Origin of the sequence: Bradyrhizobium sp. 63_E2_N1_3 (assembly GCF_052076005.1) — a bacterium.
Taxonomy (GTDB): Bacteria; Pseudomonadota; Alphaproteobacteria; order Rhizobiales; family Xanthobacteraceae; genus Bradyrhizobium; species Bradyrhizobium barranii.
In genome coordinates this window covers 2,098,913-2,115,074 of the sequence record NZ_CP197235.1, presented here as the reverse complement: position 1 = coordinate 2,115,074, position 16,162 = coordinate 2,098,913, and the positions used below count along the sequence as shown (strand labels likewise).

Genomic DNA, 16,162 nt, shown 5'->3' with positions numbered 1-16,162 from the left:
TCACGCCTCGCAACATCCGTCAACATAAATAGATGGAACTCTCTAATTTTGATTTTCTCGTGGCGGATCGTCGTGCTAAACGGGGCGAGTGTGAATGGAGATGTCCGGTTTGAGGAAAGTCGACCCCGTCAAGCATGAGCAGAAGCGCGGGGAAATCCTCGGCGCGGCGATCCGCTGCTTCATCAGGGACGGCTTCCGCGGCGCTAGCACGACAGATATCTGCACCGAAGCCGGCATCAGTCCGGGCCACCTCTATCACTACTTCGCGAGCAAGGAGGCGATCATCGAGGCGATGATCGACCTCGGTCTCGCGCGGTCGGCCGAAAAGTTCGAAAAAATTCTGGCCGCCCCGGACGTGATCGAGGCGCTGCTCGTCGACATCGAGGAATCCAGCCTGCGATTTCGTCCCGCCCAGATCCTCAATCTGGATGGCCTCGCGGAGGCCGCCCGCAATCCCGAATTCGCTGAGATCATCGAACGCCACACCGGGGCGGTCCGCCGCATGTGGAGCGATTTCCTGCGCCAGGCGCAAGACCGGGGACGGGTGGATCCGGGACTCGATCCGGACGCGACGGCAAACATCCTGATCGCCCTCGTCGACGGATCACGCGCCATGCCGATCCGCAATCCGAAGCTGGATATCAAGCAGAGCGTAGAGCATCTGAGAACGATGCTCGTCCGCTTCCTGAACCCGCCCGACGCGCAGAGCGTTGCGATCAAGCCCCGCATTCAGAAGACCGGTCGTCCCCTGAAGCTGGTCAGGAAGCGATAGAGCCCGCCCCTAGAGCGGCAGGAGCCGGTTCAGCAATTCCAGCAGCATGCGCTGCTCGGCCGCGCTGAGCGGGGCCAGCATCTTTTCGTTGTAGGGCTCCGTCAGCCTTGCCCCCTCGGCAATGAGCTTTGCGCCCTTCGGCGTCAGCATCAGCTCGACGGCACGGCGGTCCGCCTTCGAGCGGTTGCGCTTGATGAAGCCGGACGATTCAAGCTCATTCAGGATCTTGATCAGGTTCGGCAGGCGCAGCCGAAGCAGGCTGGCGAGGCTGCTCGGCGGCACGCCGGGATTGTCACGAATGACGGCGAAGATCGCATAGGTCGCCGGGGTCAGGCCCAACGCGGCGAACTCCTCGTAAAAGCCTTCGAAAAACTTCAATTGCGCGAGGCGCAGCATGAAGCCGGGCGTCCGCCGGAGCGCGCGCAGGTCCAGCGATTTCTCCGGCTGCTGATCGGACTTCAACCCGGGTCTTACGGTTCTCGAACTCATGATCCTCATCCGCGGCGGCCACAGCCGAATTGACACTCTCAAAAATAGCTATAAAATATAACTATTATTTAGCGGCACCAAGACCGCATATGGGAGGGACACAATGAACAGCAAATTCCTGCACAAATTGTGCATTTTGGCTTCGATGCTGGTTGCCGCGCCGGGCTTTGCCCAGGATGCCGTGAAGATCGGCATCCTGAACGACCAATCCGGTCCGTTCGCGAGCTATCAGGGTATCGGCTCGGTCGTCGCCGCAAAAATGGCGGTCGAGGATTATGGCAGCAAGGCCGCCGGCAAACCTGTCGAGGTCGTCGCGGCCGACCATCAGAACAAGACGGACATCGGGATCGGCATCGCCAGGCGCTGGTACGAGAATGACGGCGTCGACGCGATCTTCGATATCCCCAACTCGTCGATCGCGCTCGCCGTCGCCGGCATGAGTGCCGAGAAGAACAAGGTCTTCGTCGGATCGGGGGCCGGCACGGTGCTGCTCACCGGCGAGAAATGCACGCCGAATACCGTGCACTGGACCTACGACACCTATGCCTATGGGCGCGGCCTCGGCAAGGCGATCGTGCAGCAAGGCGGCGAGAAGTGGTTCTTCATCACCGCCGACTACGCGTTCGGTCACGATCTGGAGAGGCAGGCCGCGGAGGCCGTGAAAGCGTCCGGCGGCGAGGTGCTCGGCAGCGTGCGGCATCCGCTGGGAACGGCCGACTACGCCTCCTTCCTGCTCCAGGCCCAGGCTTCGGGCGCGAACGTCGTCGGCTTCGCCAATGCCGGCGACGATACCATCACCTCGATGAAGCAGGCCGCCGAGTTCGGGCTGACCAAGGACCACAAGCTGGTCGGATTGATCCTGGGGATGAACGGCCTTCCCTCACTCGGACTGAAGTTTGCGCAGGGCGCGCAGATCATGAACCCGTTCTACTGGGATCTGAACGACGGCACGCGGGCTTTCGCCAAACGCTTCGCCGAGCGCATCCCCTCGAAGGCTTATCCCAACGACATGCAGGCCGGCGTCTATGCCTCGGTCATTCACTACCTCAAGGCGGTCGACAAGGTCGGCGGCGCCAAGGACGGCAAGGCCGTCGTCGCGGCGATGAAGGAGATGCCGACCGATGATCCGCTGTTCGGCAAGGGCTACATCCGCAAGGACGGACGCAATATCCACCCGCTCTATTTGCTCCAGGTCAAGGCGCCCGAGGAGTCGAATTCGGCCTGGGACCTGCTGAAGGTCGTCGCCACGATCAAGGGCGAGGACGCATTCCGCTCGGAGAGCGAAGGCAAGTGTCCGCTGACCACGCAATAACGGCCGGGAGCTGACCATGAGCGGCATTGCATCCAGTCCGGTCGACCCGTTCGCGCCTGACTTCCTGATGGACCCCTATCCCGCCTATGAAGCGCTGCGCGCGCTCGGGCCTGCGTTCGCACTGGAGCGGTATGGCGTGTGGGCCATGGCAGGCTATGCCGAAGTCGAGCCGGCCCTGAAGGACTGGAAGACGTTCATCAGCGGCGAGGGTGTCGGGCTTCACGGGATGAATCCTGCCCTGCCGAAACCGCTGACACTCCAGATCGATCCTCCCGATCATGACAAGGGCCGCCGCGTCCTCGGCCGCACCCTGTCCCCGGGCGTCGCAAGGAAGCTGCGCGAGACGTTTCAGCAGGAGGCGGAGAGGAAGGTCTCGGAGCTGATCGACAAAGGCACCTTCGATGCCGTGGCCGATCTTGCGGAAGCCTATCCCATGAAAGTGTTTCCGGATGCGATCGGCATCCGGCCGGATGGCCGCGAGAAGCTGCTCGCCTGGAGCACCTTCGTGTTCGACAGCTTTGGCCCGGAGAACGAAATGCTGGCCACATCGCGCAAGGCGGGCCTCGCCGCACAGAGCTGGATCATGGAATGCTGCGCCCGGGACGCGTTGCAGCCCGACGGGCTCGGCATGATGATCTACCAGGCGGCCGACGACGGCGAGATCACCGAGCACGAAGCAACGCATCTGGTGCGGCCGTTCCTCACCGCCGGGATCGACACCACCGTCAACGGCATCGGCAACACCCTGCTGGCACTCGCCACGCACCCGGATGAATATCGCAAGCTGCACCACAAGCCGGAGCTGGCGCGCAACGCTTTCGAGGAGGGATTGCGCTACGACTCACCGGTGCAGACATTCTTTCGCACCACCTCGCGCGATGTCGAGATCGGCGGCGGCGTGATCCCCGCGCACCGCAAGGTGCTGCTGTTCATGGCCTCCGCCAACCGCGATCCGGCGCGGTGGGACAAACCCGACCGCTTCGATGTCGAACGAAGTGCGACCGGACATGTCGGCTTCGGCGCCGGCATTCACGCCTGCGTCGGCCAGATGATCGCGCGTCTGGAAGGCGAATTGATCTTCGGCGAGCTCGCAAGACGCGTGAAGACCATCGAGCTCACGGCAGAGCCGAAACGCACGCTCAACAATTCCCTGCGCGGGCTGGAGAGCATGCCGGTCCGCGTGACCGCCGCTTAGGCGGCATCACGCGGTGCTGCGGGCGCGACGCGCCCTCAGTTCCTGGCCGGCGCCGTCGCCGCCGCCGAGCGCGCCTGCCGCGGGGCCCTGGGTGCGCCGGGTTCGGCGACCGGACCTGCCGGGGCGCGCGAGCGCAAGATGGCGGCGTCGATCTCGCCGATGACGCGGCGCTGGATCGCCTCGTTCTTGTCGATCGAGATGTGGCCGACGCCGGTGCCGCGGACGTCGACATTGTCGAGCTTGCCGCGGAGGCCAGCCGCGGCGCGCACCGGCTCACCGGGACCATCGCCGATATAGATGTTGATGTAGCGCTCGGCGCCGGTCGACAGCCTGGTCTTGAATACGGAATCGAGGCCGATCGCGAGCTTCACGGGCACCCCGAGCTGGTTGAGCTTGGCGATCATGTCCGGCAGCGCGGTCGCGCCGGAGGAATGGCCGACCAGGACAATGGTCTTGACGCGACCGGCCCTGTAGTTGGCCGCGGCCTCATCAGCGAGCGAGGACCAGGACACGAAGTTCGCGACGGTCACCTGGACGCCCTGCGCCTGGAGGCGGGAGCCGATCGTATCGAGCCCGAGCGAGAAGATGTTGAGCACGCCGCGGAGCAGGTAGACATGGGTGGTCGCGGCCGCGGACTGGCTCGGCGCCGCCCTGGCGGTGGTCGGGCTAATGGCAACAGCTGACAGCAGGAGCAGGCAGATCGCCCACACACGGAGGGCGGGCAACTGGCTGGCGCCGGCGGTGTGACGGCCGTTCGGTCTCATCTCGATGTTTTCCCTGGGGACGATACGCTTTGCGATTGGCCGGAATCGTAGCCACGGCCTGCTCGCAGACGCAACAAAGAGGCGCGTGAGCGGCAATCTTAGCCACAAGTCGTGACCCTCGCGCAACACTTGCCCGGAACCTGCCACCGAAGGGGCTGTTTTGAGACCATTTTTCTCCGGCCAATTGCGGCCGGGCAAGTGCATTCCTATTTCAGGGCTCCGCTGACCTCCTCCCCGGACGGTTCCAGCCTCCCCCTCCCCAGTCTTTACCTTTCAGCCCTGCGGCCATCATGTCCTCCATCATTTCCGTCGCCAATTTGTCGAAGACCTACGGGTCCGGCTTCAAGGCGCTCAAGAACGTCAATCTCGACATCAAGCGCGGCGAGATTTTTGCGCTGCTCGGCCCCAACGGCGCCGGCAAGACCACGCTGATCTCGATCATCTGCGGCATCGCCAACCCAAGCGAAGGCACGGTCCTCGTCGGCGGCGAGAACATCCAGACGTCGTACCGCAAGGCCCGCTCGCTGATCGGCCTCGTGCCCCAGGAATTGCACACCGACGCCTTCGAGAGCGTGTGGGCGACGGTGAGCTTCTCCCGCGGCCTGTTCGGCAAGCCGAAGAACCCCGCCCATATCGAGAAGGTGCTGAAGGACCTCTCGCTCTGGGACAAGAAGGACAACAAGATCATCACGCTCTCCGGCGGCATGAAGCGCCGCGTGATGATCGCGAAGGCGCTGTCGCACGAGCCGCAGATCCTGTTCCTGGACGAGCCGACCGCCGGCGTCGACGTCGAGCTGCGCAAGGGCATGTGGGAGGTGGTGCGCACCCTGCAGCAATCCGGCGTCACCATCATCCTGACCACGCACTACATCGAGGAAGCCGAGGAGATGGCCGACCGCATCGGCGTCATCAACAAGGGCGAGATCGTGCTGGTCGAGGACAAGGCGACGTTGATGGAGAAGCTCGGCAAGAAGCGGTTGACGCTGCATCTGCAGGGCAAGGTCACGACGCTGCCGGACAGCCTCAGCCATTACGAGCTCGACGTCTGCGACGGCGGCGCGACGCTCGTCTACGACTACGACACCAAGGGCGAGCGCACCGGCATCACCAGCCTGCTCAGCGACCTCCGCAACGCCGGCATCCGCTTCAACGATCTCGACACGACGCAATCGTCGCTCGAGGACATCTTCGTCGACCTCGTGAGGACGTCATGAACCATCGCGCCATCCGCGCCATCTATCTGTTCGAAATGGCGCGCACCTGGCGTACGCTGCTGCAAAGCATCGTCTCGCCTGTCGTCTCGACCTCGCTCTATTTCGTGGTGTTCGGTGCCGCGATCGGCTCGCGCATCAGCCAGGTCGAGGGCGTCAGCTACGGCACCTTCATCGTGCCGGGCCTGATCATGCTCTCGGTGCTGACGCAGAGCATCGCCAACGCTTCCTTCGGCATCTACTTTCCGAAATTCACCGGCACGATCTACGAAATCCTGTCGGCGCCAATTTCCTATGGCGAGATCGTGCTCGGCTATGTCGGCGCCGCCGCGACGAAGTCGATCATTCTCGGCCTGATCATTCTCGCCACCGCCGGCCTGTTCGTGCCGCTGCACATCCATCATCCGGTCTGGATGCTGACCTTCCTGGTGCTGACGGCGGTGACGTTCAGCCTGTTCGGCTTCATCATCGGCATCTGGGCCGACGGCTTCGAAAAACTCCAGATGATCCCGATGCTGGTGGTGACGCCGCTGACCTTCCTCGGCGGCAGCTTCTATTCCATCGACATGCTGCCGGCAGGCTGGCGCACGGTGGCGCTGCTGAACCCGGTCGTCTATCTGATCTCGGGCTTCCGCTGGAGTTTCTACGAGATTGCGGATGTCAGCGTGTCCGTCAGCATCTGCATGACGACGGCGTTCCTGGTGATCTGCCTCGCCGTGATCTGGTGGATTTTCCGCACCGGGTACCGGCTGAAGAACTGAGCTGTCATTCCGGGGCGCGACGAAGTCGCGAGCCCGGAATCCATCGGGCGGCAGAGTTGGTGGATGAATGGATTCCGGGCTCGCCCTTCGGGCGCCCCGGAATGACGATGGTGGACTTACCTGTAGCAGTGGAAGCGATGGTAGCCGTCATAGTAGCCGCGGCAGCGGTAGTGGCGGTGATGCGGAATACCGAACACGCCCTCCACCGCACCGACGGCCCCTCCAACACCGGCGCCCACCGCGCCGCCAACCACGCCACCGACAGGCCCGGCGATCCGGTTGCCTTCATAGGAGCCTTCCTGGGCGCCGCGCACGATGCCCTGGGCGTGGCCGGGTTGCGGCAGCGACAACAGCGCGAGCAGGATGGCGGTGGCTGCGAACAGCAGGCGGATGGGCAAACCGGCCGGCAATTGCGCGGCGGCGATACGGGCTTTGTTCATCTTCGGTCCCAAGGGAATTAAAGGGGAAAGGGCAGCGGAAGCCGCCCGTCGAGGGCAGCCACGATCAACGCCTGAAGCGGCCGAATGGTTGCGCCTTTGTGACGAATTGTCGGCGTTGTGACTGCTCGGCACGCTCGCGAAAATGTCAGCGCCGCCGCCAGCCACGCGGCACAAAGCGGCCTTGCTTACGCCCGGCATCGCGTTAACGATGGAGGGGCAGCCCGCTGGAACGAAAGCCGGATTGCAGGCATATTGCACGCCGGGGGACGGAGAGCCGCGGCGCCTAGCGTGAACAGGCCGGAGGCCAGAACTCAAATGCGTTTCCAGATGCGTTCTTTTTTCATCGCTTTTTCCTCATTGATGTTTTTGAGCGCGGGCGCCGCCCAGGCCAAGGTCGAGATCACCGTCGACAAGGACAATCAGCAGATGACCGTCGCCGTTGACGGCGTCGCGCGCTATCGCTGGCCGGTGTCAACCGGCATCCCCTCGCGCGAAACGCCGGGCGGCGCCTTCCGCGCCTTTCGCATGGAAGAGGATCACTACTCCAAGGAATTCGACGACGCGCCGATGCCGCACGCGATCTTCTTCACCAAGGTCGGGCACGCCATCCACGGCACCGACTCGGTCAGCCGCCTCGGCTCGCCGGCGTCGCACGGCTGCGTGCGACTGTCGCGTCAGAATGCCTCGACGCTCTATGCGCTGGTGCAGCAGCAGGGCGTGCTCAACACCACGGTGACGCTGACCGGCTCGGCCCAGGTGGCTCTGGCCCGCAACCCGCGCGGCCGCAACCCCACAGCAGTGGCCCGCGCGCCGCAGCCGGCCGAAGAGCAGTACGCCACCTCAGGCGATCCCGTGAATCTCGCACCGCCGGCGCAGCCCGCCCGCCGCTACATGCCGCAGGACGACAATTACATCTACCCGGCCAACGGCAGCGACACCGGCACGCGCTATCCCGCGCCGCGCTCGGCTAGCCGCCCGCTGTATGACGCACAGGTCTATCAGCAGCAGCAGCAGCCGCAGCAGTACTACAATCAAGGCTACGGCCAGCAGGGCTACTATCAGCCACAGCCCCGGCAATACTATCAGCCGCGCGGTTACTATCAGAACTGACGCTACCGAAACGCGGCGTTGCCGCGTTCGACGATCTTTCGCACAGCATCGACGAAGGCACGCGCGACCGGCTCGAGGATCTCGGGCCCGGTCGCGGCGAGATCGTCCGACGGCGTATGAAACGTCCGATGGCGCCCAGCCATGCCGAGGAAATTGGCGTAGCCCGCCGCGTGCACATCGCGCAGCTCACCGACCGCCTGCTTCTCCGTCACCAGGCGCTTGGCCTCGACATTCGCAAAAGCCTCGTCGGTCAGTGCGACGGCGGATTTGCTCAGCACGAGATAACGCTCTTGCTCGGGCCGATCGGTGCGGGCGCCTTCCGCGAAGGCATAGCAGGCGTTCGACGAACCGAAATGAATCCACGCCAGCGTGTCCTTCGGTGCCGGCGCTCCGTGCTTCAAAAACAGTTCCATGCCGCCATGGCCGATCTCGTGGCCGGCGGTGGCGATGAAAACAAGATGCGCCGGCCATTTCTCGGCGGCGACGGTGCGCGCCAGCGCGAGAAAGTTGGCGATGCCGGGGCCGCGCTCGCAGACGCACGAGTACCAGCCGGTCATCGGCGTCGAGACGACGATGACCGGCCCACGGCCGGCCCCGATCTCGGCGATGACGTTGCGGCCAACAACATCGCGCTCGTAATGGCCCTTGACGTCGAAGGTGACGCGCGCGCCTGAGGCGAGCGCGCGCTCGAACACCGCTCGCGACGCCGCGCCGACCACGATCACCGGCACCGGCCAGGGCGCATCCTCCTGCGTGACGTTATAGGCGAAGCGGTCGTCGGCGGGGTTGCCGATCATCAGCAGGATGGCCGCCGGCTTCCTTGCCGCGGCTTCCGCGATCGCCGTACGATGGGTCGGCCCCAGATAGGCGCCGCGATCGAACGGCAGATCGAGCAGAAGGATCTTGCCGGTGACATCGCCATCGCGCGCGAGCGGCGCGGCGAGATGGAAGCTGGCCTTGTCCTCCGGCGGCCACCAGAATGGCGTCGCCTCGACAGAGATGCCGGCAGCTTCAGCGCTGGCCCGCTCGACGACATATTGCCGCCCGAGCACGACGGGCTGGAAGCTGATTTCGAAACCCGCCTGCTTCATCTCGCCGGCGATCCAGTCGGCCGTCGCGCGATCGCCCGCCGAGCCGAAGCGGTGCAGACCGAAGGACGCATAGCGCGCCACATCTTCGTAGAGGCTCGCACCCGAGAGCACATCCTTGGCTAGCGCCTGTCCGACCATGAGAATCGCCATCGTTGCGATGAAGATAAGCCGCATATGAATGGCTCCCTGAACCGTTGTTTTTTGAGAGCCAGTTTCCGCCTTCCCCGGCCGCCGTCAAGCACCTGTCGACCACGAAGCTGGACGAACCGGGCGAAGATTTCATAAGCTCCTCTTTTCACCTGGGCTGCGAACCTTGATGCCGTCACGTGCCGCGACAATCCTGATCGTGCTCTCGGTTCTCACTGCGGGACAAGCCATGGCCTTTGATCTCGAGGCGCATCGCGGCGGGCGCGCGCTGTTGCCGGAAAACACCCTGCCGGCCTTCGCCAACGCGCTGTCGATGGGCGTGGACACGCTGGAGCTCGACGCCGGCGTGACCGCGGATGGCGAGGTCGTCGTGTCGCATGAACGCGGGCTCAATCCCGACCTCGCGCGCGATGCAGGCGGCGCTTATGTCGCCGCGCCCGGTACACCGTTCGTGAAGCTGCGGTTGGCCGACGTCAGGACCTATGACGTCGGCCAGATCCGGCCCGACAGTTCCTACGCGAAGCAATTCCCCGACCAGCGGGCCGTGCCAGGGACACGCATTCCCACCCTGGGCGAGCTGTTCGCGCTGGTGCGCAAGGCCGGCAACACGCGCGTGCGTTTCAACATCGAGACCAAGATCGATCCAAACCATCCGGACGAGTCGCTCGATCCGCGAGGCTTTGTCGCAAAGCTGCTCCAGCTGATCGAGGCCGAAGGATTTTCCGATCGCGTCATGATCCAGTCGTTCGACTGGCGGACCCTGTTGCTCGTCCAGCAGCAGGCGCCCACGATTCCGACGGTCTACCTGACGCTCCAGCGCGGCTCGGGCCAGACGGTGGCGTTGGACAAGGCGACGAACTGGACGGCGGGTTTCAGCCCGGCCGATCACGGCGGCTCGCTGCCGCGGACGATCAAGGCTGCGGGCGGCACGGTCTGGTCGCCCTATTTCGGCGATGTAACCGAGGCGGTCGTCTCGGAGGCACACACGCTCGGACTGCGTATCGTGGTCTGGACCGTCAACAAGCGCGAGGACATGGCGCGCATGATCGAGCTCGGCGTCGACGGCATCATCTCGGACAGGCCGGACCTGCTGCGGCAAGTCGCGGGCGAGAAGGGAATTGCATTGCCGGCGGGAACGCCGGTCGTGCCGTAGCGCTCGATCTCGTGTCCCGGACGCGGCGCGGCATGAAATAACGCGACGCAGAGCCGGGACCCAGAAACGTAGGCCCCGGCTCTGCAGCGCACCGCTACGCGCTGCGCAGCGTCCGCGGCGCGCGATGGTGTCGTAGCAGCCCTACTCCCCATCCCGCAGACGCCGGTACAGCGCGCCCAAAATATTGGAATAGTCGTCGGTCCAGACCCGCACCCGGTCGTCGGCTTCGGTCTGCTCCCATGACTTGGAGGAGGCGAGCCGGCCGACGTCGGCCTCCTCGCGCGCGGAGATGACGACGTCGGTCGAGAAGATGTAGTCCCCGTCGCGTCCGGAATCCTCGTTGAAGACCCAGCTCTTCAGATCGTTGGCATCGGCGATGCCGACCACGACGGTCTCGAGATCGAGGTGCCGGTTGGAGACGTGCATCACCACGGCGCCGTGCGGCGCCAGCTTGTCCTTGTAGATACCCATCGCCTCTTCGGTGGCGAGATGAATCGGGATCGCATCCGACGAATAGGCGTCGACGATGATCAGGTCATAAGCGCCGTCGGGCTCTTTCGCGAAGGTGAGGCGAGCATCGCCGATCACCGGCTTCAGGCCCGGCATGCAGCTCGATATGTAGCGAAAGTTCTTCGGATCGCTCGCCGCGTCGACCATGGACTGGTCGATCTCGAAGAAGGTCCAGCTTTCGCCGGGCTCGGCGGCACAGGCGAGCGTGCCCGATCCGACGCCGATTGCCGCAACCTTCAGCGGCGCGCCCTTGCGCTCGCGGATCGCGGTGATGGCCTGACCGATACCGCCGTCCTTGTGGTAATAGGTGATCGGCTCGGGCCGGCCGACGACCGGCGTGCCGTCATTGTTGCGGAAGCGCTCGGCGCCGTGGATCGTGGTGCCGTGCATCAGCACATGGAAGTAGCCGCCGGGCGTCACCACGATCTTGTGCACGCCGAAGAAGCTGCGCACCGTCGTGACGCGGCCTTCGTCCGCCGGATAGACGCGGATCAACGCCAGCGCGAGCGCGGCGGTGGCGAAGATCTTCCAGCGGCTGGCGTTGAGCGCGAGCGCCAGAAGTGCCGCGAGCACGCCGACGGCCCCCGCGACCCAGACGCGATGATCCTCGAACCAGGTCGAGAGATCGCCGGTCATGTAAGACGGCGCGACCAGCGCCACCGCGAGCACGGCGAGTGCCAGCCAGTACCATCTAACGATGCCCGCCAGCCGCTCGTTCGCCGGCGGCCGGCACAGCGCGGCGAGCGCGACCAGGATCGGGTATTCGGCGATCCAGGAGAAGGTGAATGGAGCAACGAGGCCGGCAAAGAGGCCGCCGACCATGCCGCCGAACGACAGCGCGACATAGAAGCCCGTGAGATATTTGGCGGCCGGCCGTGTCCGCGCCAGCTCGCCATGGCAGGCCATGGCGATGACGAAGAAGCACAGTTGGTGGCCGCCGAGGGTCAGCAGCAGATTCTGTTCGCCGCCGAACGCCAGCAGGACGATGACGCCCGCGATCGCGACCGGCTGGAGCATCAGCATCCATTTGTGCGGCAGCAGCGGCCGCGACTGGAACACCACCACCCAGGTGAGCAGATACAGCGACAGCGGCAGCACCCAGAGCAACGGCGCCGCCGCGACGTCGGTCGAGATGTGTGCCGTGACGGCGATCAGCAGGCCGGACGGCACTGCGGCGAGGAAGATCCAGCGCAGCCGCGTCACGATGCCTGGCGCCGGCGCATTGACGTCCTCGGTCTTTGCGTCGACCACGGCCAGCTTCGGCGAACGCAGCAGCAGCACGCCGCAGGCGGCGATCAGGAGGATCAGGAGGCCATAGCCAAGGGTCCAGAACCGGTTCTGCGTGTGCAGCGTGAAAATCGGCTCCAGCAGGAACGGATAGGACAACAGCGCGAGGAAGCTGCCGATGTTGGAGGATGCATAGAGGAAATAGGGATCGTGTCCGGCAGGATGGCCGGTGCGGACGAACCAGGCCTGCAGCAGCGGATTGTTGGCTGCGAGCGCGAAGAACGGCAGGCCGATCGAGACCACGAACAGGCCGAGCAGCCAGAACGCATAGCCGGAGGCCGGTGGATCGCCGTAGGCCGTGGCGACGCCGAGCGGCAGCGTGGCGAAGGCTGCGATCAGCAAAACCAGATGCACCGCGACCGGAACGATGCGATTCCTGATCTGCATCAAGAGATGCGCATAGGCATAGCCCGCCAGCAGCAGCGACTGGAAGAACACCATCGCCACCGACCACACTGCCGGCGAGCCGCCGAGCCGCGGCAGCACCATCTTGGCGAACAGCGGCTGCACCGAGAACAGCAGCAGCGCGCTGACGAAGATCGCGGCGGTGTAGACCGTCAGCAGCAGCCGGTTGCGCGACGAGGACGGCTGCTCCGTGGCGGCGGGTTGCACGATCGAATCCATGGAAGCTCCGGCTCAAACCCCGGCGGGCGCCGGACGCGCGCAATGGAGCACAGGGCGCATGAACGGGCAATAAAGGGTCTCGTGATGTTGCAGCGACGATTGCTTGATATACAGATGTCATTCCGGGTCTGGTCCTTCGGACCATCCCGGAAAGACCGCGGAACATTTTGAATCCTTCATGAGCGAAACCGACGTCATCATCATCGGCGCTGGCCATAACGGCCTCACCTGCGCGGCCTATCTCGCGATGGCGGGCCTGCGCGTGCGCGTCGTCGAGCGCCGCAAGGTGGTCGGCGGGGCCGCGGTCACGGAGGAGTTTCACCCCGGATTCCGCAACTCGGTCGCGGCCTACACGGTGAGCCTGCTCAATCCGCAGGTGATCCGCGACTTGGGCCTCACTGAACAGGGCCTGCGGATCGTCGAGCGGCGCGCCCAGAATTTTCTGCCCGCGCCCGACGGCAGCTATCTGCTCACCGGCGAGGGGCGGACGAAGGAGTCCGTCGCGCGGCTGAGCACGCGCGACGCGAGCGCGCTCGACGGGTTCTCGCGCGAACTGGAAGACATCGCCGACGTGCTGCGGCAGTTCGTGCTGCGTGCGCCGCCGAACCTGCTCGACGGTTTTGGCACGAACGCGATCCGCGAAGTGGTGAACGCGATCCAGAGTGCCAACATCCTGCGTGGGTTGACGCTGGAGCAAAGCCGCAGCCTGCTCGATCTCTTCACCCGCTCGGCCGGCGAGATGCTGGACGAGCGCTTCGAGCACGATCTGGTCAAGGCGCTGTTCGGCTTCGATGCCATCGTCGGCAATTATGCCAGTCCGTACGCGGCGGGCTCGGCCTATGTGATGCTGCACCACGCCTTCGGCGAGGTGAACGGCAAGAAGGGCGTTTGGGGCCACGCCATCGGCGGCATGGGCGCGATCACGCAGGCGATGGCGCGCGCCGCGCAGGGCCGCGGCGTCACGATCGACACGGATGCGGGTGTGCGCGAGATCATCGTCGAGCGCGACCGCGCCGTCGGCGTGGTGCTGGACAACGGCGAGACGATCCGCGCGAAATATGTCGCGGCCAACGTCAATCCAAAGCTGCTCTATACGCGGCTGATCGCGGCCGACGCCCTGCCCCCGGACTTCCTCGCGCGCATCCGGCACTGGAAGAACGGCTCCGGCACCTTCCGCATGAACGTGGCGCTGGACCGCCTGCCCTCCTTCACCACGCTCCCGGGCGACGGCGATCACCTCACCTCCGGCATCATCCTGGCGCCAAGCCTCGGCTACATGGACCGCGCCTATCTCGACGCGCGCGCGCTAGGCTGGAGCCGGGAGCCTGTCGTCGAAATGCTGATCCCCTCCACGCTCGACGACACGCTCGCACCGACGGGCAAACACGTCGCGAGCCTGTTCTGCCAACACGTCGCGCCCGAACTGCCCGACGGAAAGTCCTGGGACGACCATCGCGAGGAGGTCGCCGATCTCATGATCGCGACGGTGGACAAATACGCACCCGGCTTTGCGGCAAGCGTGCTCGGCCGCCAGATCCTCTCCCCGCTCGACCTCGAACGGCAATTCGGCCTGCTGGGAGGCGACATCTTCCACGGCGCTCTGACGCTGAACCAGCTGTTCTCGGCGCGGCCGATGCTGGGCCATGCCGACTATCGCGGTCCCCTGAAGGGCCTCTATCATTGCGGCTCCGGCGCTCACCCCGGCGGCGGCGTCACCGGCGCCCCAGGCCACAACGCCGCACAGGCGATCTTGAGGGATCACCGCTCGCTGTTCGGAAGCCGTGGATAGGTCTGTGGAAAGGGCTGTGGACAGGCTGTTGGCAAGGCTGTGAGAAAGCAGTGGGTCGCCTGCGCGCGGCAGGCCCGGCGCGCCCCGTACAAGGCGGTGCAAAAGCTGCGGATGAGTGGCGGGATAAAGCCGTGGACAACTTTGGGGAAACGGGTGGAGGGCCTGTGGGCATTCCGGTGCCCCCAAAACGACCTCGCCCGCCGGGGGCAACTCCCCGTGCGGGCGATCGTCAGGTAACAGCCTCTAAAGAAAAACAGCCCCCGCCAGGAAATGGGAGGCGGAAATTACTTCAAGGAACTGCTAATCGAACCGAACTTGTCGTTCAAGCTGGTGCCCAGGCTGTTCACCACGGTGATGATCGCCAGCGCGATGCCCGCTGCGATCAGGCCGTATTCGATCGCGGTTGCACCGGATTCGTCCGACCAGAACTTCAAAACCATGCTCTTCAAGACTCGCCTCCGTTTCAATTCCAAGATGCGTTGGCTGAATCCAACACCCGGAAATGTACGGGGTACAACCTGCAGTCAGGTTAAATCGGAACCTGCAAGTTATGCGGAAAATTGGGAACAAAAGTCCCAAAAATTGAACTGACGGAACCCTAGAATGCAGCTTTCTCCCACTCATCGCGCCTGCTTTTCGATCGGCACCGAGGCCGCGGCCAAGCGCGTCGTCGACGTGCTCACGGAGGTCTTTTTTGACGGCGACGCGGCGGTCGCCGCCTTTGAGCGGCCGGACGGACAGTGGGACGTCACGCTCCATTTCGCCGAGACGCCCGATCAGGCATGGCTGCGGGAACTCATTGTAACTTCGGCAGGAAACGAGATCGCCGAAACGCTCATCTTCGACATTGTCGAAGCCAAGGATTGGGTCAAGGCGAGCCTCGAAGATCTCATCCCGGTGCCGGCCGGGCGCTTCGTCGTGCACGGCAGCCACGACCGCGACCACGTCGCGCCGAACAAGCTTGCCATCGAGATCGAGGCAGCGCTCGCCTTCGGCACCGGCCACCACGGCACCACCCGCGGCTGTTTACTGTTGCTTGACCACGTCCTGAAGAGTTCCCGGCCGAGGAATCTGCTCGACCTCGGCACCGGCACCGGCGTGCTGGGCATCGCCGCCGCGAAGGCGCTGCATCGCGCGGTGCTCGCCTCCGACATCGACCCGCCATCGGTGCGGGTGGCGGCCGAGAACGCGACGCTGAACCACGTCGGCAACCAGGTGCGGGTGATCCGCGCGACCGGATTTGCCGCACCGGACTTTGCCAGATGCGGCCCGTTCGACCTGGTCCTGGCCAACATCCTTGCCAATCCGTTAAGGCAATTGGCCGGCCCGATGGCGCGGCACCTCGTGCCCGGCGCGCGCGTCATCCTCTCGGGCCTCTTGACCCACCAGGCCCCCGCCGTGATCGCCGCCTACCGCGCACGCGGCCTCGTGCCGCTGCGGCACGTGCGGATCGAGGGGTGGAGCAGTTTGTTGCTGCGGAAGATGGGGTAAGGCAGCGTAGGCGCCG

15 protein-coding genes are annotated in these 16,162 nt (G+C 64.8%); 9 read left to right on the top strand and 6 right to left on the bottom strand.

What is annotated here, in order from left to right:
- Positions 1-94 precede the first annotated feature (94 nt).
- Positions 95-772 carry a TetR/AcrR family transcriptional regulator gene (locus AB7531_RS09900; RefSeq protein WP_063981560.1) on the top strand — a complete coding sequence of 226 codons (678 nt, stop codon included), beginning with the start codon at positions 95-97 and terminating at the stop codon, positions 770-772.
- Between the two features lie 9 nt (positions 773-781).
- Here the strand turns inward: AB7531_RS09900 and AB7531_RS09895 are convergent, their stop codons facing one another.
- Positions 782-1,261, bottom strand: a complete 480-nt coding sequence (locus tag AB7531_RS09895; protein WP_063986146.1) for a MarR family winged helix-turn-helix transcriptional regulator — start codon at positions 1,259-1,261, stop codon at positions 782-784.
- Between the two features lie 103 nt (positions 1,262-1,364).
- Between AB7531_RS09895 and AB7531_RS09890 the strand changes: the two genes are divergently transcribed.
- Positions 1,365-2,573, top strand: a complete 1,209-nt coding sequence (locus tag AB7531_RS09890) for an ABC transporter substrate-binding protein (RefSeq protein ID WP_063981559.1) — start codon at positions 1,365-1,367, stop codon at positions 2,571-2,573.
- Between the two features lie 16 nt (positions 2,574-2,589).
- Positions 2,590-3,768, top strand: coding sequence for a cytochrome P450 (locus AB7531_RS09885; protein WP_063981558.1), 1,179 nt, complete (start codon positions 2,590-2,592; stop codon positions 3,766-3,768).
- Positions 3,769-3,803: 35 nt separating this feature from the next.
- On the opposite strand, the gene AB7531_RS09880 is transcribed toward AB7531_RS09885, so the two are convergent.
- Complete coding sequence (locus AB7531_RS09880) at positions 3,804-4,532, bottom strand: hypothetical protein (RefSeq protein ID WP_166101856.1); 729 nt, start codon at positions 4,530-4,532, stop codon at positions 3,804-3,806.
- Positions 4,533-4,822: 290 nt separating this feature from the next.
- Here AB7531_RS09880 and AB7531_RS09875 point away from each other — a divergent pair, with 290 nt between their 5' ends.
- Together AB7531_RS09875 and AB7531_RS09870 are read left to right on the top strand one after the other, a co-directional pair.
- The gene (locus AB7531_RS09875) at positions 4,823-5,746 is read left to right on the top strand and encodes an ABC transporter ATP-binding protein (RefSeq protein ID WP_028147643.1); all 924 of its coding nucleotides are present in this window, start codon (positions 4,823-4,825) and stop codon (positions 5,744-5,746) included.
- The gene (locus tag AB7531_RS09870) at positions 5,743-6,504 is read left to right on the top strand and encodes an ABC transporter permease (RefSeq protein ID WP_028147642.1); all 762 of its coding nucleotides are present in this window, start codon (positions 5,743-5,745) and stop codon (positions 6,502-6,504) included. The genes AB7531_RS09875 and AB7531_RS09870 overlap by 4 nt, the downstream gene beginning before the upstream one ends.
- A 116-nt stretch (positions 6,505-6,620) precedes the next feature.
- On the opposite strand, the gene AB7531_RS09865 is transcribed toward AB7531_RS09870, so the two are convergent.
- Entirely contained in the window at positions 6,621-6,944 is a 324-nt protein-coding gene (locus tag AB7531_RS09865; protein WP_063981556.1) for a hypothetical protein, read from the bottom strand.
- A 327-nt stretch (positions 6,945-7,271) separates the two neighbouring features.
- Between AB7531_RS09865 and AB7531_RS09860 the strand changes: the two genes are divergently transcribed.
- A complete protein-coding gene (locus tag AB7531_RS09860) occupies positions 7,272-8,054 on the top strand; it encodes a L,D-transpeptidase (RefSeq protein ID WP_441279940.1) in 783 nt (260 codons plus the stop codon).
- 2 nt (positions 8,055-8,056) lie between these two features.
- Here the strand turns inward: AB7531_RS09860 and AB7531_RS09855 are convergent, their stop codons facing one another.
- Complete coding sequence (locus AB7531_RS09855; RefSeq protein WP_063981554.1) at positions 8,057-9,319, bottom strand: hypothetical protein; 1,263 nt, start codon at positions 9,317-9,319, stop codon at positions 8,057-8,059.
- 142 nt (positions 9,320-9,461) lie between these two features.
- Here AB7531_RS09855 and AB7531_RS09850 point away from each other — a divergent pair, with 142 nt between their 5' ends.
- Complete coding sequence (locus tag AB7531_RS09850; RefSeq protein ID WP_063986145.1) at positions 9,462-10,445, top strand: glycerophosphodiester phosphodiesterase; 984 nt, start codon at positions 9,462-9,464, stop codon at positions 10,443-10,445.
- A 141-nt stretch (positions 10,446-10,586) separates the two neighbouring features.
- On the opposite strand, the gene AB7531_RS09845 is transcribed toward AB7531_RS09850, so the two are convergent.
- Positions 10,587-12,866: a fused MFS/spermidine synthase gene (locus tag AB7531_RS09845; protein ID WP_063981553.1), complete on the bottom strand. Its 2,280-nt coding sequence runs from the start codon at positions 12,864-12,866 to the stop codon at positions 10,587-10,589.
- Positions 12,867-13,044: 178 nt separating this feature from the next.
- Here AB7531_RS09845 and AB7531_RS09840 point away from each other — a divergent pair, with 178 nt between their 5' ends.
- Positions 13,045-14,655, top strand: coding sequence for a phytoene desaturase family protein (locus AB7531_RS09840; protein ID WP_063981552.1), 1,611 nt, complete (start codon positions 13,045-13,047; stop codon positions 14,653-14,655).
- A 284-nt stretch (positions 14,656-14,939) separates the two neighbouring features.
- Here AB7531_RS09840 and AB7531_RS09835 read toward each other — a convergent pair whose 3' ends face one another.
- Positions 14,940-15,095 carry a Flp family type IVb pilin gene (locus tag AB7531_RS09835; RefSeq protein WP_094183922.1) on the bottom strand — a complete coding sequence of 52 codons (156 nt, stop codon included), beginning with the start codon at positions 15,093-15,095 and terminating at the stop codon, positions 14,940-14,942.
- Between the two features lie 163 nt (positions 15,096-15,258).
- Here AB7531_RS09835 and AB7531_RS09830 point away from each other — a divergent pair, with 163 nt between their 5' ends.
- Entirely contained in the window at positions 15,259-16,146 is an 888-nt protein-coding gene (locus AB7531_RS09830; RefSeq protein WP_063981550.1) for a 50S ribosomal protein L11 methyltransferase, read from the top strand.
- The last annotated feature ends 16 nt before the right edge of the window (positions 16,147-16,162 follow it).

Coding starts and splice junctions, on each gene's coding strand:
- AB7531_RS09900 (WP_063981560.1), top strand. CDS start 95: ATGGAGATGTCCGGTTTGAGGAAAGTCGACCCCGTCAAGCATGAGCAG.
- AB7531_RS09895 (WP_063986146.1), bottom strand. CDS start 1,261: ATGAGTTCGAGAACCGTAAGACCCGGGTTGAAGTCCGATCAGCAGCCG.
- AB7531_RS09890 (WP_063981559.1), top strand. CDS start 1,365: ATGAACAGCAAATTCCTGCACAAATTGTGCATTTTGGCTTCGATGCTG.
- AB7531_RS09885 (WP_063981558.1), top strand. CDS start 2,590: ATGAGCGGCATTGCATCCAGTCCGGTCGACCCGTTCGCGCCTGACTTC.
- AB7531_RS09880 (WP_166101856.1), bottom strand. CDS start 4,532: ATGAGACCGAACGGCCGTCACACCGCCGGCGCCAGCCAGTTGCCCGCC.
- AB7531_RS09875 (WP_028147643.1), top strand. CDS start 4,823: ATGTCCTCCATCATTTCCGTCGCCAATTTGTCGAAGACCTACGGGTCC.
- AB7531_RS09870 (WP_028147642.1), top strand. CDS start 5,743: ATGAACCATCGCGCCATCCGCGCCATCTATCTGTTCGAAATGGCGCGC.
- AB7531_RS09865 (WP_063981556.1), bottom strand. CDS start 6,944: ATGAACAAAGCCCGTATCGCCGCCGCGCAATTGCCGGCCGGTTTGCCC.
- AB7531_RS09860 (WP_441279940.1), top strand. CDS start 7,272: ATGCGTTCTTTTTTCATCGCTTTTTCCTCATTGATGTTTTTGAGCGCG.
- AB7531_RS09855 (WP_063981554.1), bottom strand. CDS start 9,319: ATGCGGCTTATCTTCATCGCAACGATGGCGATTCTCATGGTCGGACAG.
- AB7531_RS09850 (WP_063986145.1), top strand. CDS start 9,462: ATGCCGTCACGTGCCGCGACAATCCTGATCGTGCTCTCGGTTCTCACT.
- AB7531_RS09845 (WP_063981553.1), bottom strand. CDS start 12,866: ATGGATTCGATCGTGCAACCCGCCGCCACGGAGCAGCCGTCCTCGTCG.
- AB7531_RS09840 (WP_063981552.1), top strand. CDS start 13,045: ATGAGCGAAACCGACGTCATCATCATCGGCGCTGGCCATAACGGCCTC.
- AB7531_RS09835 (WP_094183922.1), bottom strand. CDS start 15,095: ATGGTTTTGAAGTTCTGGTCGGACGAATCCGGTGCAACCGCGATCGAA.
- AB7531_RS09830 (WP_063981550.1), top strand. CDS start 15,259: ATGCAGCTTTCTCCCACTCATCGCGCCTGCTTTTCGATCGGCACCGAG.